Here is a 23,471-nt window from a genome sequence, read left to right as displayed (position 1 = left end):
TTTATTAGCCTGCCCACCGGCGTCCTGTCGGTTTGAGCTCTCAGTCTAGCGGGTGAGTGCCACCGCGCGATCGAATTCTTCGTTGATTTCAACAGCCTCAACAGAGTTCGCCTTGTAGGTGACCAAAGAGACCACTACAGCGACCACCAGGTTGATGATGAAGCCGGGCACAATCTCGTACATAGCCGAGTGCAGTGCTTCGGTGTTGCCCCAGACGAAGACAGTCACAGACGCCGCGATGAGACCTGCGATAGCACCCCAGGCGGTGAGCTTGCGCCAGTAGAGCGAGAGTAGAACAATCGGACCAAAGGCGGCACCAAAGCCGGCCCAGGCGAAGGACACCAGTTCAAGCACCGAGGACTCGGGGTTCATGGCCAGCAACGCTGCAACCAGCGACACAGCCAGAACGCCAGCCTGACCCAGACGAAGGGACACTTTGTTAGAGAGAGTCCTGTGCGAAACCACCTTGTAAAGGTCCTCTGCCAGCGCTGATGAGCAGACGACCAGCTGGGAGGACAGGGTGGACATGATGGCTGCAAGAACTGCGGCGAGAACGAAGCCAGCAACCAGAGGATGCAGCAGAATCTGCGCTAGATCCAAGAACACTGATTCTGCTGAGGTGGTATCGGTGAGGGTGGCTTCGGGGTGGCGGGTGAAGTAAGCCAGGCCGATGAGGCCCACGGACATAGCTCCAACCATGCTCAGGATCATCCAACTGATGCCGATACGGCGGGCAACGGGGGCGTCCTTGGGGGAGCGTAGTGCCATAAAGCGCACGATGATATGCGGCTGCCCAAAGTAGCCCAAGCCCCAAGACGCCGCTGAGATAATACCGAGTGCGGTGGTGCCGGCAAAGAGCGACAGCGCCTGGGGGTTCTGGGTGGTAACGGTGGTGTAGAAGTCGTCCCAGCTCCCTACATAGAAGAAGGCCATGATGGGCATTGAAATCAGTGCGGCAAAAATGAGTAGACCCTGCACGGTGTCGGTGTAAGAGGCACCCAGGAACCCGCCGAAGAGAGTGTAGAGCACGGTGATGCCGGTGACCAGGAGCATGCCGGTGAGGTAGTCACCACCGAAGGAGGACTGGAAGAACTTGCCGCCAGCTACCATGCCGGAAGAGGCGTAGAAGGTGAAGAAAACCAGAATAATGATGGCTGCAACAATGCGTAGGATGTGGGTTTTGTCGCGTAGGCGGTTGCCAAAGAAGGCTGGGACCGTGACTGAGTTACGGGAAACCTCGGTGTAAGTGCGCAGGCGGGGGGCTACGAGCTTCCAGTTGAGCCAGGCGCCAATGGTTAGACCGATAATGATCCAGGCTTCAGAGAGGCCCACCATGTACATAATGCCCGGGATACCCATGAGTAGCCAGGCAGACATATCGGATGCGCCAGCTGAGAGCGCAGCGACGCCGGGCGTCAGCCCTCGGCCGCCGAGTACGTAGTCATCGAGGTTGTTGTTTTTGCGGCTTGCCCAGAAGCCGATTGCGATCATGGCTGCAAAATAGATTGCGAGCGCGATGAGTTGGAAGGCTGTATCGCTCATGGGACTCCCTTGTAGACGGTGCGCAGGGTGTGCTCTCTGCTAGTGCACCGGATAAGTGTGTAGAGCTTCTAAAGTACATCATGTAGTTTTTGTAACTCTTTATGCTCTCAATTAATGATATGTGGGTTAGCTTACACGCTTAGGGTTGAGGTGACACTAATACGGTGTAAATGCACCCTTTCGAATGCCCTCCACCTATCGTTCAGCTCTGCTTACCTTTTGGTGGGGTGGACATCACCGGAAGCATTCCGGTGTGCGCTGTGAGGCGGATAGCTGAGCGGTTAGTGCTCCAGACGATGTAAGCCCCAGAGGCGGCAATAAGGGCAATGCCCGCATAAGCCCACCAGGAGAGCACTTCGCCCAGTAGTGCAGTGCCAGCAATAGCGCCAATAACAGGGTCAATGGAGAAGAGCACTCCTATTACCGCGGCGCTGGTGAGCTGACCGGCGATATTATCTGCCGAGTAGGCAAGCGCTACCCCAAAAACCGCTGTAATTGCTAGGATCAGCCAGGCTCCTGCATCCAGCCGGCTCACCGCAGGGATGGCAAGAGGAAGCTGCATCAGGGCTGATACGCCGAGTGCTAGGGTGGTGCCGCGCAACCCGGCTGTCGCTGGCGAGACCGTACCCATACGTGCTGAGTAAAGGGTGTAGCCAGCCATGGATGCTGCTGAACCAAGCGCCCAGAGAAAACCGATAGGAGCAGCGTCCCCCGCCATGGTGGGGGCAGCAATCATGATGACCCCGGCCAACGCAAAAAGGGCGAAAAGCCCGTCTCGCAGCTGACGCACTCCAAGAAGTGCCACCAGAAAAGCCCCTAGGTACTCAAAGGTAACGGCCACACCTAGCGGAATGAGAGCAATAGCGTTATAAAAGCAGATGCTCATAAGGGTCAGCACCGCACCGTAAACCATCACCTGCACCCAATCCTTGCGGCTGAGCTTCAGTGGGTTGGGGCGCACTAAGAGCAGCAGGGTAACGGCGGCCAGCAACGCTCGCAACGAGGCAACTTCGGTCGGTGTAAAGGCCCCGAAGAGGGCGGAAGCCAGGGCGGCAGTACACTGAATACCCAAGGAACCCGCCATAATTAACAACAGCGCGGCAGTGCCCCTGCGGTGCTGGGGAATGCGGTCGGTCAGGTTCACGGGGTACCCCCTTTCGGGTAAGTTAGTGGCTGGTGAGTGGGTCGGCCACAATCCAGGGCTCCTGGCGAATCAGAGCTGGTGAGAATACTTCAAGCATCTGTTCCGCTGTTTCTGGCAGATGGGTCTGACCCTTGTTATCGGTGACCGGGGGCAAGGGAAGAGAGGCTGTCATCATACGCATAATTTGGCGGGTGCTGACTCCTGCCTCCCGGAGATCTGCCAGCGTCACCGCGCCATCGCGCTTAGCAAGGCGCACACCACTACTGTTAAGCGCCAGGGGTACGTGGGCATAGAGAGGGGCTTCTACACCCAGAAGATGAGCCAAATACGCCTGACGTGGTGCGCTGGGCAGCAGATCATCCCCGCGCACTACCTCGGTAACACCCTGGAAGGCGTCATCGATGACGCAGGTGAGATTATAGGCAAAAACCCCATCGCCCCGAACCAGCACGAAATCATCCACGGTATCGGTGTAGTGCCCGGCAAAGCGGTCGGTCACCTGCCAGGATGACGCTTCGGCTTTGAGTCGAAGTGCCGCCGGTCGCTGCGCTCGACGTGCTTCTCGCTCTGCCTCCGTGAGACTACGGCAGGTGCCGGGGTAGGCCCCCGGAGCGCCGTGCGGTGCCGTTGATGCTGCCTGAATCTCTTTACGGGTGCAGTAGCACTCATAGACCAAACCAGCTTGGTTCAGTTGCTTTACGGCGTCCTCATACGCCCCCAGGCGGCTGGATTGATACAGCACCTCGCCATCCCAGTTCACACCCAACGCGGCGAGGTCAGCCAGTTGGCGCTCGGCTGCCCCCTTTTTGACTCGGTCAAGATCATCCACGCGCATCACAAAACGCCCCTGAGCGCTACGGGCCATCAGCCAGGCCAGAAGAGCAGTGCGCAGGTTACCCAAGTGTAAGTCACCTGAAGGGGAAGGTGCATAGCGGCCGCCATAGGGGCGTGATGCGGGTACTGATAATGGAGAATCTAACACGCTTCCCAGTGTAGTGGAGGGGTGAAAACAGCTAAGCCTATAGGCCCCACTTGATGCTGTCTCTAACTATCATCATCGCGTGCTTTTCCCCACCAAAACACGCTGATGAGGGAAAACTCTCCGTTTAGTGATGGTTAGCCTCAAGAAACCGATGCACACAGTGCACTTTTAAGGTAAATAGGGCGAAGATTTCCAGTAACTTTAGAAGTATGGCTAGAACTATTGAAATTGCCGACGGCATTTATCAGATTTCCACTGATAACTACCGTCTCAACTCCGGTCTGATCGTTGGTGCTGAGCGTGCCATGATTGTTGACACCGGTGCTGGCCCGCGCCAGGGTGCCGAAATTCTGCGCGCCATCAGGCGTATTACAGACCTTCCCCTGGTCGCGGTGAACACCCACGCTCATTTTGATCGCTTCATGGGCAACGCTGTTTTCAAAGCAGACGGTGTCACTGATTTTTGGTCCCACCCCCGCGCAGGCCGCGCCATCGAAAAGTACGGGGACGCCCAACGCCCCTACGTCGAGGTGCTAGAACCCGAGATGGCGCATGCTCAGGGCCCCAACACTGAGCTTGTGCCCCCCACCCGCTTCCTGCCCGGTGATGGTACCCGCCCCGCCTTTACCCGCGTCGAACTGGGTGAACGTGCTATCACCCTCATATACCTGGGGCTTGCACACACCGATAATGACATTTTGGTGGGCGTCGATGACGTTCTCTTTACCGGTGACATCGTGGAGCAGGGCTCGGACCCCGCCTTCGATGACTCCTTCCCGGAGCTCTGGGTCAAAACCCTTCAGACGCTAGTGGGGCTGGATCGCTACCGCATCTTCGTGCCCGGCCACGGCACTCCCGTGGAGCGTACCTTCATTGAGCGCATGGCAGAAACTATGCAGGACGCCATCCAGAAAATTTCTGAATCGGCACTCACCCGCGTGAAGGGGGCAACGACTGCCTCGATGTATCAGCTACCCTACTCAGGTGGCTCTACCCGCATTCTGCTTGATCGCTTGCAGAAGCTGCAGAGATTTGAAGAGCAGGGTCAGCCCCTTGCCGCCGTCAACTTTGATGCCACTGAGCCTTCAGGACTCACCGGGCCCATTACCCTGGGCAACGGCTAAAGGCTAGTACAACAATAGAGGGCGCTGGCTCTCCTTCTTGGTAGGGGAGTCAGCGCCCTCATTTTTATGAGTAGGCACAGTTTCTAGTAGACCCAAACCTTGCGGTAGGCACTGCGCTGCTTGTTCTGTGGCCGGAGCAGGGCGATGAGCATGCTGGTGGTCAGCGCCGCTACCGCTGCAATCATGCAGATTGCTGCCACGAAAGAGCTGCCCGGGATGGGGTTGAACCAAGTGACACAGTAGAGCGAGAAAGCGCAGAACCCCACAAAGAAACCCGTGATAGTGAGGAGGGGAACCAGGATAAGCCCCGAGCGCTGGGTATCACTCATGTCTAGCTCTTCAGAGCGCATAAAGCGGAGAATGATGAGCCCCAGGATGCCCCACAGCCCGGTGACGAGAATAGCGGCAACGACGTCGGAGGGGCGGTGCCAGCCATTGACCACGGTGGAGTAGCCGGCAGCAACCGTGAATACCATGCTAAAAAGCGCCACCGTGGGCCGGAAACGTTTGGGTGAGGCCAGGAAAAGTGCCAATCCGGCAGCTGCGGCAAAGGTCGTGTGACCGGACGGTGCTGAGTTGATAGTTGCCTCTTGTATACCCAGGTTGGGTTTGACGATGAAATAGTTCTTGAGCAGTTGAGTGGTGATGTTAGCACCTATCGCCATACCCAGGCCCACCAAGGCAGGCACAAAGCGGTGCTTCCAAATCAGCACAAAGAGAATGCCCACGGCTGCAATAACGCCCGCTGCTGCTGGAATCATATCCAGCAGACTAGAGGTCTGCTGGGTGTAGAGCATGAACCGGTAGGAGAACTCCTGGAAGGAGGTTTCATCTAGCTGCTGGCCGGCGGGGGTAGTAATAAAGAAGACCACGGCAGCAATGAGCAGAAAGAGCATCGTGCCGGCAGCAAAGAAGTGCTGCAAAAGCGTCCAGAGGGAAGGGCGAGTCTGGCGGAGATGCGAGGGAGTCAGCATGTGCAGTCTGCCCGAGGGAGAATTCTCGGCAGAGGTAGCCGGGGCAACCTGCGAACTGTAGGAGGGAGACTGCTGGTTGCTCATTCTGCCACCAAACATGAGCTTGCCGAGGTTGTACTGAGCAGCTGGTGGGGTGAACTGCTGGGTGCCGGGCACGATGGGCGCTGAAGCTGGTTTGTCACTCATCTTCTGCGCCTTTTCAGCCTTTCGGGCAGATCTTTCTTTTTTGACCCGCTCTGCGGTTCGTTTTCCCTGGGCGGCAACCGATGAGAGCAGGCTGGATCCTGCTGAGGGTGGGCGAGTCATGGCAAGCGGCTCTGTTGCATCAGTGAGCACTTTAGTATCAGCGGTATGAGAGGTTTTGGCGCTGGCCTTATAGGACGCTTCGGGGCGGCCCTGCCCTGAAACGGGCAGCATAACAGTGACATCGGTATTCTCAGCGCGATCATAGTGCCGTGTAGGTAGCACAACAGTGGCGTCATGGTCGGCGCCCCGTTGAGGGTATGTGCTAGGGGAAAGCACCTCTGTTGCATCTTCAGACGGAGCGGCATGAGCGCGGTCGGTGCGTTTCTCAAAATTCACAGTGAACCCCAACTACCTTTCTGAAAATGCGAGAACTTCCTTGAGCCTACCAACCGGTAGCCTCGCAAGGAAAACTGCGGGCAAAATCTTGACTGATAGCTATTGTGGCAAACCCACATGAGTCTTTCCTGGGAGCCGCCGGAGTATTTGGTGCACGGTCGCGACATGCGGCGGTCCTCTGCCTTCTCGCAGGTGCGGTAGATTTGAGGCATGCTTGACCCTTTTGACGGTTCCCTGCCGCCGCTTGAAACAGTGCTAGCTCAGACGCGTGTGGTGCATCTGCCTATGCGCGTCAAGTTCCGCGGGGTAACTCTACGCGAAACGGCTCTTATCCAAGGCCCAGCAGGCTGGGGAGAATTCGCTCCCTTTCTGGAATATGAACCCGACGAGGCCGCCGCCTGGCTCGCTTGCGCCCTCGAAGCCGCCTGGCTGGGCTACCCCGCTCCGCTGCGAGAATCAGTGCCCCTCAATGCCACCGTACCCGCCGTCCCACCGGCACAGGTCGCTGGCGTCCTGGCGAGCTACCGAGGAGAAGTCCACGAGGTCAAAGTAAAAGTAGCTGAACCTGGGCTTCCCTTTGCAGAATCACTGGCACAGGACTGTGCTCGTCTTGCGGAAGTCCGCAAGCACCTGCCGGACGCCCGTCTCAAGATCGATGCCAATATGGGCTGGTCAGAAGATCAGGCAGTGCAAGCACTCACAGCTCTTTCTGAATATGACCTTATCTACGCTGAGCAGCCCGTGGAAACGGTGGAAGGGCTAGCGAAGGTGCGAGAGGCACTGCGCTCTGCGGGCAACCCCCTGCTGATCGCCGCTGACGAGTCTGTGCGTAAGGCAGAAGATCCCCTGCGCGTTGCTCGCCTAGGAGCAGCAGACCTGCTCATCATCAAAGCAGCACCGCTGGGTGGAGTGCGCCGAGCACTGAGCATCGTTGAAGCTGCCGGCCTGCCCGCTGTGGTCTCCTCTGCCCTGGAAAGCTCTGTAGGGATCCGCACGGGAGCCGCGCTCGCGGCTGCCCTGCCAGATTTACCCTACGGGTGCGGGCTAGGTACGGTATCTCTGATGAGTAAGGATGTCACCAGCAACCCACTGGTGGCGGTGGACGGACAGCTACCCTTGCGCGATGTGGAACCTGACCCTGCCCTGCTTCAAGAACTTGCAGCACCGGCTGACCGTGTGGCTCACTGGCATCACCGTATCAGGGACTGCTACCGCCTGTTAGAGGCTCAGAAACCTTAGTTGTCGCTGGTGGGCCTTTGCTAATAGCGATTCCGTTGATAGTCATAAGCTCTATGATGTAGGTCACTTCTTGCTGTAGACTGTGATGACCGGATGCTCTAGCAAGGAGGGCTTATGACTGACCTGTTCAACCTACAACCCGCTCCTGGCGTTAGCCCCTGCGTCGCCATGAAGAACTTTTTCTCCAAGAGCTTTGAGATGAAAGGGCGCGCCTCCCGCAGTGAATACTGGTGGCCCACCCTCATCCTCACCGGCGGATTAGCTGCCTGCGACATCGCAGCCCGTCACTACGACCGCGCAAAACACCCCGAAGCTTATGCGGCCAACCCGGGTGCACTGGAACGTCTGGTGCCCATCGTCCGCGTACCTGCCCCCGGAGCAGCTGAGACGGAGGCTGAGAAAGAAGCCCGCAAGCAGCACAGTGACCGCCTGGCGGAGACCTCTTTGCTCTTTAGTCTGCCCCTGGTGGTGGCTACCGCAGCCCCTAGTTTCACGGTTAGTGTGCGCCGCTTGCACGATATCAACCTCTCAGGGCACTGGCTTTGGCTCAACGCCATCCCCGTTGCAGGAAACCTGGGTAGCCTGGTGCTCTCAGCCCTACCTGGTAAACCCGAGGGTAGGCGCTTCGATTCCTAGCCACTTAATCTGCCCCAAGCCCAGGCGGAGTAAACTGGTGAGGTGACTTCACCTAGCCCCTCCATCATGACCGCTGTGACCGTGCTCGACACCCTGGTGCGCACGGGTATGCGGCACGTCCTCGTTTCGCCAGGGTCCCGTTCAGCCCCACTGACCTATGCTATCGGTGCACTGGTGGACGCCGGGGTGATAGAGGCACATGTTCGCATTGATGAGAGGGTAGCGGCTTTCACTGCCCTGGGTATCGCCCGTGCCAGTGGAGCTCCCGTAGGAGTCGTCACGACCAGCGGCACAGCGGTGGGGGAGTGCTTGCCTGCAGTTATGGAGGCTTATCATTCAGGGGCTTCTCTGGCCGTCCTTTCTGCTGACAGGCCTGCACGCCTGCAGGGCACCGGAGCTAATCAGACCACCGATCAAAGTGCCCTTTTGGGGCGCCACGTGCGTGCCTTTGCCGCCCTAGAAAACTACACTGCAGCTGAAGATGACCCACAAAATACTGCCTTTCACCGCGCCCTTGCGGCACTCACCGGGCGGAATCCTGAGAACTGGGGTCAGCCCTCTGGCCAGCCGGTTGGCCCAGTACACCTCAATATTGCTTTCGATACTCCACTGACACCTCATGAAGCTGATGCGCAAATTCTCCAGCGCTGGGCGCAGTCTTTGCGGGAGGGAGTGGCAACTACTGCACCGCCCCACCCCCGCCACCTTGATTTCACCGCTGAAAGCTGGCTGCGCTCCAATGACCTGCCCGCAGGCTCCCATCGCACCGTGGTTGTTGCAGGTGACGGGGCAGGTGCACTTGCTCAGCAGTTTGCCCAGAAACTGGGTCTACCCCTGCTGGCTGAACCCTCCTCGAACGCTCGTTTCTCACCGGTTGCTGTGCCAGCATACCGCCATATATTAGCCGGAGAACTGGGGCAGCAGATTGAACGCGCCGTCATTTTCGGCCACACAACTCTCAGCCGCCCGGTTGCAGCCCTGCTGGCTAATAAGGGCGTTGAACGTGCTATCTACGAGCCCAGCCCGCCCCCCTGGCATCAGCCTGGCGCGCTGGATTACCCCGTGCTAGAGAGCCTGCGCCAGCTAGCAGATTTTGCTGGTAAGGGCGGGAAGACTGACCAAGGGCAGCCCTGGTTGCACGCCTGGGTGCAGGCCGGGGCAGCACTGCAAGAAACCCTGCGCCAGAAGGTTGCAGATTATCGTACCAACGGAACCTACGACGCCGAGGTTGACCCCCGCGTCCCGGGTTTCTCCCTGGCACTGCGCGCCTGGGAAGCCTGCCTGGAAGATGATGCGGTGCTTCTGCTGGGTTCTTCGAACCTTATCCGTGATCTTGACCTGGTGGCTCCTGCCGCTGCTCGCAGCCCCCAAGTTTTTGCTAACCGAGGCTTAGCCGGTATTGATGGCACTATTGCCACTGCTAGCGGGATTTCACTGGCGCTCAACACAAAGGTGCGAGTGCTCTGCGGAGATTTGACCTTCCTCCACGATCTTGGTGCCCTGAATATTGGTCCCCTAGAGCGCACCCCCGATGTTGAAATTCTCGTGCTGGATGACCGTGGCGGCGGCATCTTTGCCACCCTTGAACATGGTCAGTTGGGGCGCACGCAGCAGTTCGGTGCTACCGTGCAGCGCTTTTTCACCACCCCGCATAGCGCCAATCTCGAAGAGCTGGCGTCAGCCTGGGGCAAGAACGGCATCAGTCTGGAGGTTGTACACCCCTAGAGGGCGTGCACCCCGTCTAGATTGATACGGGCGGAGTCATGACGCTCGCCGGTTAGCATGGTAACCATGACTGTGGCATCCTCTGTGGCGCGTACCTCGTGCAGCAGATAAGCAGTCAAGTGGATGGGCGAGCCGGGCTGAAGCTGCAAGATCTGCCCCTTGACTTCAAAATCAACAGCTCCGGAAAGCACCTGGACTACTACAGGGTGCACCGAATGGTGTTCACGCCATATTTGCCCCTTTTTGAAGCTGAGCAAGACCAGGTTGGCGCCGTCAGCATCCACCAGTTTTCTCGCTTGGGGCTTGGTGTCAAAAGGCTTGAGTGCCTGGGGTAGGTGGGGGAAGACAAGGGCTGTTCCTTCGTGAGTTCCGGGCATGGCGCTAACCTCTCATAAATTAAGTATCTATTACACCAATTTACCCCTCTATTCAGCAACATAAAAGTGCCCCGGCAGCTATCGCAATAACTGCCGGGGCACTTTCTATGCAGAGAGCTAGCTAGAGCTGGGTGGACGTAGATACTTCGCTGCCATCGTTTGGTTCACTGCCCGCTTCGTCGGGGTGACGGGACATGTGCACCAAAGCGGCGCCTAGCCCGCCCCAGATGAGGGCGATTGAAATAAATAGCATGATGATTGCCGGTGTGCTCATGGCTTATAGACCTTTCTGTGCGGCTGAATCAACGTGGTCGTGCTGCACTTTGCCGCCTGAAACGGGGGGAGCCGGCGGGGTTAGTGATGCGCGTGAGGTCTTAGGCCAGGGGAGCAGAGAAATAATAACCGCTGCGACCAGCAAGACGACAACCATGCCCCAACCAAAGATGTTGAGCATTTCTGCCGGGTAACCTTCGTAGGGCTCATTCATGAGGTTGATGAAGGTATTAACCAGTGAGTAGCCCAGAATAATCGGGGTGACGCCTGCCAGCAGGATCATCCAGAGCTTACCCATCTTCCAGGAGGAGCGAGCGTTGATGTGATCGCGCAGGGTGGGAAGGGCTCGTACCAGGTAGGCGACCACAAAGATGGAGACCAAACCTGCGGCGAGAATGCCGAACTGGTTGACGAAGTTATCGAGGATGTCCAGGACGAAGAGGCCTGAAGTGGTTGCCATCAGCAGGGTTGAGATGATGGCGATAGGCAGGACCACTAGCAGGGTTGAACGTACCCGGCCCAGGTTGAACTTGTCCTCAATGCCGGCAACGATTACTTCAACAATGGAGATGATGGAGGTGAAACCGGCGAAGAGCAGGGAGCTGAAGAAGAGCACGCCGATGAGGGTGCCTCCCGGTGCCTGAGAGATGATGGTGGGGAAGGCGATGAAGGCGAGGCCGATACCTGAGGTGGCTACCTCGGAGACGCCGATGCCTGCTGCGGTTGCCATGAAGCCCAGGGCTGCAAAGACGCCGATGCCTGCCAGCAGCTCGAAGCCTGAGTTGGCGAAGCCAACGACAGCACCGGTGCCGGTGAGGTCGGTTTTCTTCTTGAGGTAGGAGGCGTAGGTGATCATGATGCCAAAACCGATGGACAGTGAGAAGAAGATCTGACCGTAAGCTGCTACCCATACTTCGGGGCGGGTCAGTGCTGACCAGTCAGGGGTGAAGAGTGCATCAAGACCTGTCCATGCGCCGGTGAGGGTCAGTGAGTAGGCAACGAGGGCAACAAACATGACGACCAGCAGGGGGATGAAGAAGATGTTGGCAAGGCCAACGCCCTTCTGCACGCCTAGAGACATAACAACGGCCAAGAGAACCCAGATAATCAGGATGGGGATCAGGATGCCGGGCACAAAGTCAAAGGTGACTCCGGCTGCGGGGTCTGAGACCTGCAGGAAGTCAGTCATCAGGAAGGTCGCTGGGTCATCGCCCCATTCGTGGGTGAAAGAGTAAATGACGTAGCGGGCGGCCCAGGCCAGAATCGCTGCATAGTAGACAGCGATGATGAAGTTGATGCCCATGTGCCACCAACCGATGAACTCGGTTTTACGGTTTAGGCGGCGGAAGGCGAGTGGGGAGGACGCCCGGGCACGGTGACCGATGACGTAGTCAAAGAAGAGGAAGGGCAGACCGGCAGTCAGCAGGGCGACCAGGTAGGGGATCATAAAGGCACCGCCGCCATTGTCATAGGCAACGTAGGGGAAACGCCAGATGTTGCCAAGACCCACGGCTGAACCGATGGCAGCAAAAATGAAGACCTTGCGGCTTGAGAAGCCTTCGCGCTTTTTGGGTGCGCTGGTTGAGGTAGAACTCATGATGGTAGTTCCTCAGTGTGTGTACATGTAGAAAGGCACCGTGGACGGCGCTTAAGGTGCTGCTGAACCTGGGCACGTAGGTGGTGCTGGTTATTGGTGCGGGCGCCTGCGGCTGGGTGTGCTGCTGAGCCTGAAGGCCAGGTTACCGGTGGGTAACCGACCTTTTGCTGTGTTGAAACATAACTCTCAACGCAGTAATGAAGCTATTCTACACATCAACTCTCATATGGTGGCCTTTGGTTTGTATTATAAACAGCAGTGCCCGCCAGCCATGAGGGCTGACGGGCACTTGAGAAGTACTTGGTCGACTAGTTATCGCGGTGCACTACGGCGTGTGCAAATGACTTAAGCGCTTCTTTAATGACCGAGGTAGGCAGGGGCTCAATAGCTGCGATGGCATCATCAGCCCAGCGGTAGGCTACCTGCCAGGCTTCTTCGGTGACCGGGTGGGCAGACAGGGCCGCCACAGCCTCTGCGAGTGCCTCGTCGCTGTTGAGGTCTCCGCGGATTATCTGCTGCACGTGTTGGGCTTCTAGGTCACCTGCTGCGGCTGCGCGGTCTAGCAGAATGGTGGGCAGGGTCGGTACGCCTTCGCGCAGGTCGGTGCCGGGGGTTTTGCCGGACGCCACGCCAGAGCTGGTGACATCAATGACGTCATCTGCCAGCTGGAAGGCTACGCCTACGAGCTCACCGTAGCGGGCCAGCATCTGCACGGTTGCTTCCGGTGAGTCCGAGAGAATGGTTCCGTAAGATCCGGCGGCTGCAATCAGAGAGCCGGTCTTGCCCTCAATGACCTTTATGTAGTGAGCAAGCAGGTCTTCGTGCTTCTCAGGCCCGGTTGTTTCAAAGAGCTGACCCAAGACCAGTCGCTCAAAGGTCTGAGCCTGCACCGCTAGGGCGCGTCCGCCCAGCTCCGAAACAATCAGGGAAGCCCGCGAGAAGATCAGGTCACCGGTCAAAATAGCCACAGAATTACCCCAAATATTCTGAGCGGTATCCACACCCCGACGCTTGGGGGCATCGTCCATGACATCGTCGTGGTACAGCGTTGCAAGGTGGGTCAGCTCAACCACCACGGCAGCGTCAATGACGCGGTCATTGATGCCGCCACCGGCTTCAGCTGCCAGGAGGGTCAAGAGGGGGCGCACCCGTTTGCCGCCTGCGGAGAGCAGGTGGCGTGAGGCAACATCAGCGAGGTGATTGGTCTGGGCTACAGCGCGCTCCAGTCGTACCTCAACCTCAGTGAGAGCCTCCAGAATCTTGGGCCCTAACACAGGGTCCTGGGCAATGGGATCAAAGCCCTTGGGCAGGTTGAAGTCAGCTTCGGGCATGAGGGCGTCTGCCGCTAGGGGTGAGCCGGTGGGTTCAGTCACGATGTCTTTCACAATCTTGGGGGTGCGCAATGTGCGCGTACAAGAGATGGCCGGTTTCTAGTCTACCGGCATCTTTCGGTTTAGTTTTTGGGTTTGAAACCGCGGTGGAGGGCCACAATACCGCCGGTAAGGTTGCGATACTGCACATCCTGCCAACCGGCCTCACGGAAGTGGCATGCCAGTTCGTCCTGGTTGGGCCAGGCAAGAATGGATTCAGCGAGGTAGACATAGCTTTCAGGGTTGGATGAAACTGCCCGTGCCACCGGTGGAATCAGCTTCATGATGTAGTTGCGGTAGACCAGGCGGAAGGGAGTGAAGGTGGGGGTTGAGAATTCGTTAATCACGATGCGTCCGCCAGGTTTGGTCACTCGGTAGAGCTCACGAAGTGCCTGAGGGTAGTCAGCCACATTGCGTAGCCCGTAGGACATGGTGACGGCGTCGAATTCCTCGTCGGCAAAGGGTAGGTTGGTGACATCTGCCTGGACAAACTCGATATCGGGGCGGCGGCGCCGGCCCACTGCCAGCATTCCTTCTGATAGGTCAGCAGCAACAACCTTCACCCCAGCGTCGGCAAAAGGCTCGGAGGAAGTGCCGGTGCCGGCTGCAATATCCAATACCTTTTGGCCGGGACGGGCGTCCACGGCGGCGACGGTTTGTTGGCGCCAGTATAGGTGCTGACCCAGCGACATAATGCCATTCATCAGGTCATAGCGTTCAGCTACCTGGTCAAACATTGAAGAGATGTCAGTGGTCTTTTTGTTAAGGTCTGCTCGGTTCACCCTGCTATTCTTTCATGTTTGCCCCTAAAGCTCATGCTGGTTATGGCGGGGGCTTAAAGAATCTTAGGGGTGGTGGGGTGGTCTTTGGTTACTGATGGGTCACATGGTGTGAGGTAGGATACTTAAACATAGCTATGTATATTCATGCATTATCTTGAATTTTTACTCAGCTACAGGCACAATAAGACATCAGATACTGCTTTATGCCCACACTTTTTAAGGACACCCCATGAAGAAAGCACCCTTTGCCCTCGCTGCGGCAGCCCTGATGTTGACTGCTTGCGGAAGCAGCGGCGGTACCACTGAATCCGGCATCTCTCTCATTGCAGAGGGCAAGCTGACTGTCTGCACCAACCCTCCCTACGCCCCCTTCGAATACGAAGAGAACGGCAAGATTGTAGGTCTGGACGCTGACATCGCCGCGGCTATCGCTGAAGACCTCGGCGTCACTTCAGAAATGTTCAGCACCTCTTTTGAGGGTATCCAGTCGGGCGTTGCGCTGTCCTCAGGGCAGTGTGATTTAGCACTTTCAGGTATCACCATCACCGAAGAACGCAAGAGCGTTATGAACTTCACCGAGGCTTATGTCGATGACAACCTCGCTGTGCTGGTTCCGTCAGGTTCATCCATTACCGGTGCTGCTGACTTGTCAGGCGCCAAGGTTGGCGTGCAGCAGGCAACCTCCGGTGAAAAGTACGCCCAGGACGCCGGTGCTAATACCGTGCAGTACGAAGACAACGGTCTTCTGCTGCAGGCTGTGCAGACCGGCCAGGTAGACGCCGTGGTCGGTAACATCACCGTGCTCTCAGAAATGCTGACCAGCGATGAGACCCTCACTGTTGTTGAAGAGATTGAAACCGGTGAGCAGATTGCTGGTGCGGTTGCTACCGAGAATTCAGATCTTCTTGAGGCTGCCAACAAGACCTTGGCAGCTATGGAAGAAGATGGCCGTATGGCGGATCTTCGTGAGAAGTACCTGGGTATTTCTGAGTAAACTGGTTCTCATATTCTGAAGCAAGGACGCCGCAGAACGGGTTTCGCGCGAAACCCGCGCTGCGGCGTCCTGCCCTTTATCCATATTTGACCTGCCAACGAACGGAAAACTTGATCATGGCACTGTCACCCCGGCAGAAACAAAACTACTGGCGCTACTCGCAGTATGCGCTGCTGGCTCTGATTGCAATCGTGCTGGTGATTGTCGCGGACTGGGGCACCCTGCGCGATAAAGTCTTCAACCCAGACATTATTGCCCACCAGTTCCCGGGCGTTATCACGGTAGCCCTCAAGAACACCCTTATCTATACCGCGCTGGGTTTCGTGGTGGGGCTCAGCCTGGGTGTGCTGCTGGCGTTGATGAAGATTTCTTCCATTGCACCATACCGCTGGATATCCACACTTTACATTGAGCTTTTCCGCGGTCTACCCGCCCTGCTAGTCTTCATTGCTTTTGGCTACGGTATTCCGTTGGCATTCGGTCTGCGTCTCAACAACTACGTCACGGTTATGCTTGCTTTAGGTATGGTCTCAGCAGCCTACATCGGTGAAGTGCTACGTGCCGGCCTTGAGGCAGTGCCCAAGGGTCAGTATGAGGCTGCCCGCTCATTGGGTATGGGGCACTCCCGCGCTATGATGACCGTTATCATCCCCCAGGCCTTCCGTATTGTTCTGCCCCCGTTGACCAACGAAATCATCCTGCTCACCAAGGATTCCTCCCTGGTCTACCTGCTGGGCATGTCTGTGGCCCAGTACGAACTCACCAAGTTTGGGCGTGAGGGCATTTCAGCTAGCGGCGCTGGTCTAACACCCCTGGTCGTAGCGGGCGCTTGCTATCTTATTATTACCGTTCCCTTAGGGCTGCTTGCCCGCCACTTCGAGAAGCGTGCTGGCGCGCGTTCCCGTAAGTAAATTCGGTTCAGCTCTACGTCTAAGGACACCTCATGACATCACATTCTGCTCCCGCCTCAGTCACTATCAAGGATCTGCACAAGTCCTACGGTGAAGTTGAAGTGCTCAAAGGTATTGATATCAACGTCAGCCCCGGTGAAGTGGTCTGTCTCATCGGCCCATCTGGCTCGGGTAAATCCACCCTGCTACGCTGCGTCAATCTTCTGGAGACTCCCAACTCAGGCCTGATCGAAGTTGCGGGTCACTCGGTTACTGACCCGGACGTAAATATCGACAAGATGCGCACTAATGTGGGCATGGTCTTTCAGCAATTCAATCTTTTCTCCCACCTCACCGTGCTTGAAAACTGCACCGTTGCTCAGATCAAGGTGCTGAAACGGTCCAAGGCTGAAGCTCAGAAGATTGCCCTCGAGAACCTCGAAAAGGTGGGCCTAGCTGACAAGGCAGGCCGCCACCCCGATCAGCTCTCGGGCGGTCAGCAGCAGCGCGTGGCTATCGCCCGTGCCCTGTCCATGGACCCCCAACTCATGCTCTTTGACGAACCGACCAGCGCCCTGGACCCCGAAACCGTGGGGGATGTACTCAGCATTATGCGCCAGCTCGCCGCCGAGGGGATGACCATGATTGTGGTGACCCACGAAATGGCCTTCGCCCGCGACGTCGCTGACCGCGTGGTCTTTATGGACGGTGGTGTTGTTGTTGAAGAGGGTCCCGCCCATGAGGTCATCGGCAACCCCCAGCATCAGCGCACTCAGCTTTTCCTCTCGCGCGTACTCAACCCCACCGCCCAGTAAAAAGCGGGGCACACGCCCTGAAACCTCCCAGCGCCGGCTAGATTTTTCTCAGCCGGCGCTGTGCTTTTAGGACCTGTACCGAATCAGCGATAAAGAAGGCGGCAGCCACCCAGATCAGTATGAAGCCAGCCCAGCGGCCAGTATTGAGCGTCTCGTGAGTAACGAAAAGAGCCAGCACGAACTGCATGGTGGGGGTCAGATATTGAACCATGCCAAGCATCGAGAGTGGCACCCGGGAAGCTGCCCCGGCAAACATTAAGAGGGGGACGGCGGTGACCAAGCCTGAGGCTGCAAGAATCCAGAAGTGGGCGGTTCCCTGCGTGAAGAGAGTGAGCTGATCGGTGGCTGCGAAATGCCAGATAATAAAAATGGCAAGGGGTGAGAGCAGTAGAGTCTCAACGGTCAGTGAGACAACCGCTGGAACGTTTCCAGCCTGTTTTTTTAGCAGACCATACAGACCGAAGCTAAAAGCCAGCCCCAATCCCAGCCAGGGCACAGACCCGTAGAAGAAACACATGACGAGCACTGCTAGAGCTGCTATAGCGATACCGGCCCACTGCAACGTCCTCAGCTTTTCGCCTAGAATTACTACCCCCAGAGCTACCGAGACGATGGGGTTGATGTAGTAGCCCAAAGATGCTTCCATGACATTTCCACTGGTGGTTGCAATGATGTAGAGCAACCAGTTAGCAAAAATAAGCAGCCCCGCAATTCCCAGTAAGAGAAGGGTGCGCGGTCTGGCTAGCACCCTGCGAAGCGCTGGGTACTGGCGGGTGAGCGGCACCAAAATTGCGCAGAAAAGCAGGCTAAAGAGCACTCTCTCCGCCACGATTTCAAAGGGTGTGGCTGGGGCAGTCAGTAAGAAATAGAGTGGGAAAACACCCCAAATAAGGTAGCAAAGAAAAACATAGATTACCCCGCGGTTTGCAGGCTCTTTGCTCTCTGGGTGCGTCATGATTCCTGGTCTTACGCGGGGCAGAGAAGGGGCGGTAACACCTGTGTAGTGCTACCGCCCCATCTGGATGGTGGTGGTTTAGAGACCGAAGAAGCGGCTGAAGAAGCCCTTCTTCTCTTCCTTAGGCTGAGGCTTAGTTGCAGCCTCAGCGCGTTCGGCTTCAAAGTCAGGTGCTGCGCCTGCCAGGCGAATGTCGCCACCTGCCTGCTCCGTAGCCTGATCCTGGTTTGTTTCAAGATCGCCAGCAGCCAGCGAACCTGCGGTCTGCTCGGTCTGAACGGACTCTCCCTCGGAAGTCAGCAGCTCATTATCTTCATCTTCGGTTGCGGTGACGATGTCCTCATCAGCAATGGTGCTGGTAGTGACACGGCCGGGCTGAGCATCCTCGGTGGGCTCTTGATCAAAGGGCTGGTCAGCGTTGGGGTAGACGCGGTCGGTTGATACCGTACCCTCCACCTCTTCAGCCTTCGCCTTTTCTGCTGCACGAGCTTCAGCCTCAGCAAGTGCCTGCAGACGAGCTTCTTCAGCTGCCAGTTCCTCAGCCTCGGCTAGACGGGCAGCCTCGGCACGGGCCTCGTCTTCACGGGCGGCTTCTTCAGCAGCTGCCTGAGCCTGCGCTTCGCGTGCAGCCATTTGCTCAGCTGCTTCAGCTGCAGCTAGGCGCTCAACCTCGTCACGCTCGGCGACGAGCTGTTCCCTCTGGTCCTGAGCGGCTATAGCCAAGCGGGCCAATTCATCTGCTCCAACGGTAGGCTCGGCAGCTTCAATCCCTGAGATCTTGCCTTGATCAAACCAGAGGCGCAGCGCGCCGTCGGTAGCAGTAATGACAGCAGTTGCTTCGGTGTCCCACGCAATGTGGGCACCGCGTAGCTTGGCATAGGAATCTACGGCGCGCAGGTGGTTCACAGCAGTACCAGTTTGTAGAGCCTGCGCCATGACCTGACCCATACGGTTAACGGTGGGGGCATCGAGTTCTAGCTGTGACCCCTCTAGGAGAATCCAGGCACGCACACCTGCACCGGCGGTAACCGGGTAGTGCGCGTAAGCCCCGGTCAGGGTCTTAGCTGCCAGAGTGAGCTTACGAGCCAGACCCTCGTCCAAGGGGAGCTCATCGGTGGTCAGTTCGGAAATACCGTGTTGTGCGCCGCCAGTACGAGTCTGCACTGCCGCTGAGACCACGCGCTCGGGGAAATGCCCGAGCTCCTGCCAGGACCAAATCCAGGAACCGCGGTTCTCTGACTCTGTGCCGAGCAGATAGGGGGTCAGGGTGACGGAGTCATCAGACTGGAGGGTGAATGACGGTGCAGAGAAATCCACCGTCCATTCTGCGCCTCCTGAAATTTCAGCAAGGCGGGCCTGGTATTCGGTGGAAATAAAGATTGAATCGTCAATCAGATCCTGCAGTGTTGTAGTCATAGCCTTAAGGCTAACAACTGTTGCCGGGTTGGTGCACATTTTCTGCTACAAGACGTCCACTATTTACTACTTTCTTTATCTGCTCAGTAGTGAGCTGTGAGAAGAGCCAAAGACCTGGTGCTTACTTTCTTGGTTTAATGGGAGGTAAGAAGTGAAGAGCGGGCTTCACGAGAACCCCGCAAACCAAGGAACAGGTACTGATGAGTATGTCTGAAACCCGCCCCTGCTATAGACCAGAAGATCGCCCCGCCATGGTGCAGGAGGCCTTAAACGGTATTGGTAGCTGGATGCTGGGTGCGGCACGGCTGGAACCGGGCTGGGATGAGCTGACGCTAGATATAAAACCCTTATCTGACGCTATTTTTGTGAGAATCACCGAGTCGAGGGGCGGTCAAGATTACGTAGGGTCTACAGGGCCGGTGAAGCAAGACAGCCCGGTGGTCGCTGATATTGAAAAACTTCAGCATGCTGCTTTCGTTGAGGGGCAGGGCAGCTGGTTCACCGCATCGGTAGTGGTGATTGCTACCGGTTGGCCCTCGCCCCAGTATCAGATTGGGGCCTCCTATGATTACTCCCATGAACCTCAGGACTGGGGTGGTGAAGGAGGCCTGACCGGCAGGGATATTCGTTCCCACCTTAAGACCTTCCCTCGTTCCGAAGGTCAGCTGCCGCAGTGGGCAGCCACCCGTCTAGCCGGACGTCGCGGTTTGGGGATAGCTGATGCCCCCGCTGCATCCGGGGTAGACGAAGTGAACCCTTACCTCAACTCGGCCCTACAAGCATTTGCTGCCCAGCGCAGCGAGGCAGCGCTCGCTAACGTGGTAAGGGCATGCGAGGGCGGCAACGTCGTTATGGATATCTCGCAGAGCACTACGTCGGATAACGGTGCTCTCCAGGTGCGCTACCAGGTATTGAGCTTAACGAACGGCTTGAAAGCTCTCACGGCCTACTCCTCACCTGAACAGGCGAAGAACGCTGCTGCAAGGTTGGGTGGGGGAGACCTGCGGCTACAGGTAGAGCCTGCCATGAAAGTTTTCTTGCAGGTAGTCCATGATGAGGCCATTGATGTGCTGGTGCTTGACCCCCAAACACCGCAGGAGTGCTTTATTGAAAAAGCTCAGCTCCAGTGGGCAGTGAGCACCCCGCACAACGAGCCGGCCAAGAGGGCGCTGGTTGAAGGTGATATGCGCAGTCTGCTCACCGCTTTAGGGGCCCCTGCCTCAGTTCTTCTCATGGGAGTGCGTCAAGGTGATACCGCTGGCCGCCCCGTGGTGATGCGCAATGATGGCGCTGAGGAAGGAAAAACGGCTTTGGTCTTTACCTCAGCCACCGAAATAGCTGCCTTGGATCCCTCACTTGAAGTGCGCACCGCCCCGGCGATGGAGGTATTGAAACTGCTCGCAGCGGGTGATGCTGATCGGGTGCGCATCAACGCGCTTAACCCGCATGCAACTCTGCCTATGCAGCAGGTTCGAGAACTTATTTCAATAGTAGAATCTCAGTAGTTCATGATGCTTTTGGTCAGGAGTCTCTCATGACTGGTGCCCTGCGTGCCCTCGGCTTTTTTGTTGCTCGGCATGCCCGAGCGACGGTGTCAGTATGGCTGCTCCTTTTAGTGTTGGCCGGTGTTGGAGCACTGACCCTGTCCAAAGGCGCCACTGCCCAGTACACAATTCCCGGTGCAGCTTTTACAACGGTCCAAGAGGATTTACAGGCTAAGATTCCTGAAAAAGGAGTCGCTAGAGGCCAAATCATCATTGAATCGTCCACAGGCTTTTCACCGAATCAGCGCGAAGCGGTTGCAGATGCGCTTACCTCAGCCGCTGAATTGCCCGATATCGCCGGTGTGCTTGACCCCTTCATTACTGCTGAGAAAAGAGCTGACGCCGAGGAGGGCCTGGAGGCCGCCCGGCCTCAGCTTGCGGAAGCTCAGACCCAGCTAGAGCAGGGTAAGGCTGCTGCTGCCGTAGCTCGCTCAGCATTGCCGGAAGGGCTCAGCGAAGAGGCTATCGCAGACATTGCCCCGGAATTGCTGGCCCAGGAAAAGGAACTTGAGCGGGCGGAAGTCAATCTCAAACGGGAAGAAGACAGCCTAGTAACGGGCGAGCGTGAGCTAGCCCTCGCCGGTGAAACAGATACCATCAGCGCTGATGGTACAGCTGCCCTCGTTACCCTCGCTTTGAGTAAGGACCCTAACTCGCTGACTCCCCAAGAGCGAGAAAATATCTTTGCGGCCTTTAATGTTCTTGAAGATCAGGGGATGACGGTCAACTACAGCTATGAACTGGCTTCGGATGTTTCTGGTGTGGTTGGAGCCTCAGAAGCACTCGGCCTAACGGTCGCTTTCTTGGTTCTGCTCGTTACACTCGGAACGGTTCTAGCGGCAGGTTTGCCTCTGATTCTCGCGCTTGTAGGTGCGGGCGTGGGAGTTGGGTTCGTCTATGCCAGTACAGCTTTTGTGGGAATGACAGCGACTGACCCGGTGCTAGCTCTGATGCTAGGGCTGGGCGTAGGCATTGACTATGCCCTGCTCATCCTTTACCGCTTCCGCGAGGAACTCATATCGGGCAAGGGCGTACAAGAGGCGGTTGCAGATGCCAACTCAACTGCGGGGCATTCGGTGCTTTTTGCGGGTCTCACCAACATTATTGCGCTTGCGGCCCTGACCCTTACAGGCCTACCTTTTCTCTCCATCATGGGATTGGCCGGAGCCTTCGCTGTAGCCCTGGTTATTACTTCTTCTCTTACACTCGTTCCCGCTGTACTCTCGCTTCTGGGCTACCGTGTACTCACTAAAAAACAGCGGGAGACCGCGAGCTGTTCCCAACCAGCTCACAAGGACACTCAGCATCTGCCCCAAAATCGTAGGGAGGCAATTGCCCAGCTAGAGAGTGCCCGCGGTGGCTGGGGAGGCTTCGTCACCCGCCGCCCGGTGAGCATGATTCTGCTATCACTGGCAATCTTGCTCATTGCCATTATTCCCACCGCCTCGCTCCGTTTGGGTCTGCCCGATGGCTCCTACCAAACGCCGGACTCCACTGCCTTTGCCGCCTACAATTCCATCAGCGAGCACTTTGGCGAAGGGGCTAATGGCCCTATCTACGCGAAGGTTACTCTTGCAGTACCCACTGACGAGGATCGCCTGCGGGCTGTCGCCCTTGATGTGGCCGACCGGCTCACGACTAAGGACATCGATAGCATAGCAATTGGGGCAATCAGCAAAGACCAAAGCACCGCCCTCCTAGCCTTCTTCCCGGCAGAGGGACCTAGCGCCGATAGCACTGCTGAGACCGTGCACTCCATGGTAGAGAAAATAGAAGCCACGGAGAAAGCAACTGCTACGACTGTAGGGTTAACAGGTCAAACTGTCGCTAACCTTCAAATTTCAGAGCGCATCTCCAGCTCAGTGCCACTTTACCTGTGTGTAGTTATTAGCCTCTGCCTCGTTCTTATGGCTTTTGTTTTCAGGTCCCTGCTGGTGCCGCTCATGGCAACAATCGGCTTTTTGCTTTCTACCCTGGCGTCTTTTGGCGCTGTGGTGGCTGTCTACCAATGGGGATGGCTGGGGGATTTCTTCGGGGTCACTCAACCCGGCCCCATCCTGGCCTTTCTGCCCATCTTACTGATCGGCATACTCTTCGGGCTGTCGGTGGACTATCAGATTTTTATCGTCTCAGGCATGCGAGACGCTCACAGGGCTGGACATCTTGCGCAGGACGCCGTTTTGCTGGGGTACCGTCAGGGCGGCAGAGTCGTTACCGCCTGTGGGGTGATTATGATTGCCGTATTCGCCGGCTTCATATTCTCTCATCTTACGGCGGTACGGCCCATCGGCTTCGCCCTAGCGCTTGGAGTGGCCATGGACGCATTCCTGATTCGTACCACCTTCATTCCTGCCACCATGTACCTTCTAGGGGAGAAGGCCTGGTACTGGCCTTTCGGGGCAAAAGAAGGAGGCACGCAGGAAGAAAGTCCCAAGCATGTAGCCCAATAGGTTACGGATCCACAGCCTTGAATCAAAGCTCACGGGTGATTCAAAACTGTGTTAGAAATC

The 23,471-nt window shown here is 57.1% G+C and carries 20 protein-coding genes; 9 read left to right on the top strand and 11 right to left on the bottom strand.

The annotated features are described in order from the left end of the window. Positions 1-45 precede the first annotated feature (45 nt). The 3 genes from putP to gluQRS all read right to left on the bottom strand — a co-directional run bounded on the left by putP (position 46) and on the right by gluQRS (position 3,677). Positions 46-1,542: a sodium/proline symporter PutP gene (gene putP / locus M3668_RS03000; RefSeq protein ID WP_251379319.1), complete on the bottom strand. Its 1,497-nt coding sequence runs from the start codon at positions 1,540-1,542 to the stop codon at positions 46-48. A gap of 202 nt (positions 1,543-1,744) precedes the next feature. After that, positions 1,745-2,686, bottom strand: a complete 942-nt coding sequence (locus tag M3668_RS02995; protein ID WP_251379318.1) for an EamA family transporter — start codon at positions 2,684-2,686, stop codon at positions 1,745-1,747. Between the two features lie 22 nt (positions 2,687-2,708). Next, a complete protein-coding gene (gluQRS, locus tag M3668_RS02990) occupies positions 2,709-3,677 on the bottom strand; it encodes a tRNA glutamyl-Q(34) synthetase GluQRS (protein WP_502948952.1) in 969 nt (322 codons plus the stop codon). A gap of 200 nt (positions 3,678-3,877) precedes the next feature. On the opposite strand from gluQRS, the gene M3668_RS02985 reads away from it, so the two are divergent. After that, positions 3,878-4,792, top strand: a complete 915-nt coding sequence (locus M3668_RS02985) for an MBL fold metallo-hydrolase (protein ID WP_251379316.1) — start codon at positions 3,878-3,880, stop codon at positions 4,790-4,792. Positions 4,793-4,875: 83 nt separating this feature from the next. On the opposite strand, the gene M3668_RS11095 is transcribed toward M3668_RS02985, so the two are convergent. Further along, positions 4,876-6,348, bottom strand: a complete 1,473-nt coding sequence (locus tag M3668_RS11095; protein WP_251379315.1) for a phosphatase PAP2 family protein — start codon at positions 6,346-6,348, stop codon at positions 4,876-4,878. Positions 6,349-6,558: 210 nt separating this feature from the next. On the opposite strand from M3668_RS11095, the gene M3668_RS02975 reads away from it, so the two are divergent. The 3 genes from M3668_RS02975 (at position 6,559) to menD (ending at position 9,948) form a co-directional block, all read left to right on the top strand. Beyond that, positions 6,559-7,587: an o-succinylbenzoate synthase gene (locus M3668_RS02975; protein WP_251379314.1), complete on the top strand. Its 1,029-nt coding sequence runs from the start codon at positions 6,559-6,561 to the stop codon at positions 7,585-7,587. Positions 7,588-7,701: 114 nt separating this feature from the next. After that, positions 7,702-8,223, top strand: coding sequence for a DUF805 domain-containing protein (locus tag M3668_RS02970; RefSeq protein ID WP_251379313.1), 522 nt, complete (start codon positions 7,702-7,704; stop codon positions 8,221-8,223). 42 nt (positions 8,224-8,265) lie between these two features. After that, entirely contained in the window at positions 8,266-9,948 is a 1,683-nt protein-coding gene (gene menD, locus M3668_RS02965) for a 2-succinyl-5-enolpyruvyl-6-hydroxy-3-cyclohexene-1-carboxylic-acid synthase (protein WP_251379312.1), read from the top strand. On the opposite strand, the gene M3668_RS02960 is transcribed toward menD, so the two are convergent. From M3668_RS02960 to M3668_RS02940, 5 genes are all read right to left on the bottom strand, one after another. Then, positions 9,945-10,325, bottom strand: coding sequence for a cupin domain-containing protein (locus M3668_RS02960; protein ID WP_251379311.1), 381 nt, complete (start codon positions 10,323-10,325; stop codon positions 9,945-9,947). The two genes, menD and M3668_RS02960, sit on opposite strands and share 4 nt — an antisense overlap. Before the next feature lie 121 nt (positions 10,326-10,446). Then, positions 10,447-10,599, bottom strand: a complete 153-nt coding sequence (locus M3668_RS02955; RefSeq protein WP_251379310.1) for a methionine/alanine import family NSS transporter small subunit — start codon at positions 10,597-10,599, stop codon at positions 10,447-10,449. A 3-nt stretch (positions 10,600-10,602) separates the two neighbouring features. Then, positions 10,603-12,195 carry a sodium-dependent transporter gene (locus M3668_RS02950; protein WP_251379309.1) on the bottom strand — a complete coding sequence of 531 codons (1,593 nt, stop codon included), beginning with the start codon at positions 12,193-12,195 and terminating at the stop codon, positions 10,603-10,605. A gap of 308 nt (positions 12,196-12,503) precedes the next feature. Next, the gene (locus M3668_RS02945) at positions 12,504-13,526 is read right to left on the bottom strand and encodes a polyprenyl synthetase family protein (protein WP_251379696.1); all 1,023 of its coding nucleotides are present in this window, start codon (positions 13,524-13,526) and stop codon (positions 12,504-12,506) included. Between the two features lie 122 nt (positions 13,527-13,648). Beyond that, on the bottom strand, positions 13,649-14,347 hold the full coding sequence (locus tag M3668_RS02940; protein ID WP_353055958.1) for a demethylmenaquinone methyltransferase: 699 nt from the start codon (positions 14,345-14,347) through the stop codon (positions 13,649-13,651). Positions 14,348-14,576: 229 nt separating this feature from the next. Here M3668_RS02940 and M3668_RS02935 point away from each other — a divergent pair, with 229 nt between their 5' ends. From M3668_RS02935 to M3668_RS02925, 3 genes are all read left to right on the top strand, one after another. Continuing rightward, on the top strand, positions 14,577-15,341 hold the full coding sequence (locus M3668_RS02935; protein ID WP_251379308.1) for an ABC transporter substrate-binding protein: 765 nt from the start codon (positions 14,577-14,579) through the stop codon (positions 15,339-15,341). A gap of 116 nt (positions 15,342-15,457) precedes the next feature. Then, positions 15,458-16,252, top strand: a complete 795-nt coding sequence (locus tag M3668_RS02930) for an amino acid ABC transporter permease (protein WP_251379307.1) — start codon at positions 15,458-15,460, stop codon at positions 16,250-16,252. A 32-nt stretch (positions 16,253-16,284) separates the two neighbouring features. Then, complete coding sequence (locus tag M3668_RS02925; RefSeq protein ID WP_251379306.1) at positions 16,285-17,046, top strand: amino acid ABC transporter ATP-binding protein; 762 nt, start codon at positions 16,285-16,287, stop codon at positions 17,044-17,046. Between the two features lie 37 nt (positions 17,047-17,083). Here the strand turns inward: M3668_RS02925 and rarD are convergent, their stop codons facing one another. Both rarD and M3668_RS02915 read right to left on the bottom strand, forming a co-directional pair. Beyond that, the gene (gene rarD, locus M3668_RS02920) at positions 17,084-18,001 is read right to left on the bottom strand and encodes an EamA family transporter RarD (RefSeq protein WP_251379305.1); all 918 of its coding nucleotides are present in this window, start codon (positions 17,999-18,001) and stop codon (positions 17,084-17,086) included. Positions 18,002-18,079: 78 nt separating this feature from the next. Beyond that, positions 18,080-19,417 carry a DUF6882 domain-containing protein gene (locus tag M3668_RS02915; RefSeq protein WP_251379304.1) on the bottom strand — a complete coding sequence of 446 codons (1,338 nt, stop codon included), beginning with the start codon at positions 19,415-19,417 and terminating at the stop codon, positions 18,080-18,082. Positions 19,418-19,617: 200 nt separating this feature from the next. Here M3668_RS02915 and M3668_RS02910 point away from each other — a divergent pair, with 200 nt between their 5' ends. Together M3668_RS02910 and M3668_RS02905 are read left to right on the top strand one after the other, a co-directional pair. Further along, positions 19,618-20,922 (top strand): SseB family protein, encoded by a 1,305-nt coding sequence (locus tag M3668_RS02910; protein ID WP_251379303.1) that lies wholly within the window; start codon positions 19,618-19,620, stop codon positions 20,920-20,922. Between the two features lie 29 nt (positions 20,923-20,951). Beyond that, positions 20,952-23,411, top strand: a complete 2,460-nt coding sequence (locus tag M3668_RS02905) for an MMPL family transporter (protein ID WP_251379302.1) — start codon at positions 20,952-20,954, stop codon at positions 23,409-23,411. Positions 23,412-23,471 lie beyond the last annotated feature (60 nt).

The organism is Rothia sp. P100 (assembly GCF_023712425.1).
GTDB lineage: Bacteria > Actinomycetota > Actinomycetes > Actinomycetales > Micrococcaceae > Rothia > Rothia endophytica.
Note: the sequence above shows the minus strand (reverse complement) of the source record. Positions and strands in the feature narration are given on the sequence as shown.

Coding starts and splice junctions, on each gene's coding strand:
- M3668_RS02955 (WP_251379310.1), bottom strand. CDS start 10,599: ATGAGCACACCGGCAATCATCATGCTATTTATTTCAATCGCCCTCATC.
- M3668_RS02905 (WP_251379302.1), top strand. CDS start 20,952: ATGACTGGTGCCCTGCGTGCCCTCGGCTTTTTTGTTGCTCGGCATGCC.
- putP (WP_251379319.1), bottom strand. CDS start 1,542: ATGAGCGATACAGCCTTCCAACTCATCGCGCTCGCAATCTATTTTGCA.
- M3668_RS02985 (WP_251379316.1), top strand. CDS start 3,878: ATGGCTAGAACTATTGAAATTGCCGACGGCATTTATCAGATTTCCACT.
- M3668_RS02910 (WP_251379303.1), top strand. CDS start 19,618: ATGAGTATGTCTGAAACCCGCCCCTGCTATAGACCAGAAGATCGCCCC.
- M3668_RS02945 (WP_251379696.1), bottom strand. CDS start 13,526: ATGCCCGAAGCTGACTTCAACCTGCCCAAGGGCTTTGATCCCATTGCC.
- M3668_RS02925 (WP_251379306.1), top strand. CDS start 16,285: ATGACATCACATTCTGCTCCCGCCTCAGTCACTATCAAGGATCTGCAC.
- M3668_RS02930 (WP_251379307.1), top strand. CDS start 15,458: ATGGCACTGTCACCCCGGCAGAAACAAAACTACTGGCGCTACTCGCAG.
- M3668_RS02960 (WP_251379311.1), bottom strand. CDS start 10,325: ATGCCCGGAACTCACGAAGGAACAGCCCTTGTCTTCCCCCACCTACCC.
- M3668_RS02970 (WP_251379313.1), top strand. CDS start 7,702: ATGACTGACCTGTTCAACCTACAACCCGCTCCTGGCGTTAGCCCCTGC.
- M3668_RS02915 (WP_251379304.1), bottom strand. CDS start 19,417: ATGACTACAACACTGCAGGATCTGATTGACGATTCAATCTTTATTTCC.
- rarD (WP_251379305.1), bottom strand. CDS start 18,001: ATGACGCACCCAGAGAGCAAAGAGCCTGCAAACCGCGGGGTAATCTAT.
- M3668_RS02935 (WP_251379308.1), top strand. CDS start 14,577: ATGAAGAAAGCACCCTTTGCCCTCGCTGCGGCAGCCCTGATGTTGACT.
- M3668_RS02950 (WP_251379309.1), bottom strand. CDS start 12,195: ATGAGTTCTACCTCAACCAGCGCACCCAAAAAGCGCGAAGGCTTCTCA.
- M3668_RS02975 (WP_251379314.1), top strand. CDS start 6,559: ATGCTTGACCCTTTTGACGGTTCCCTGCCGCCGCTTGAAACAGTGCTA.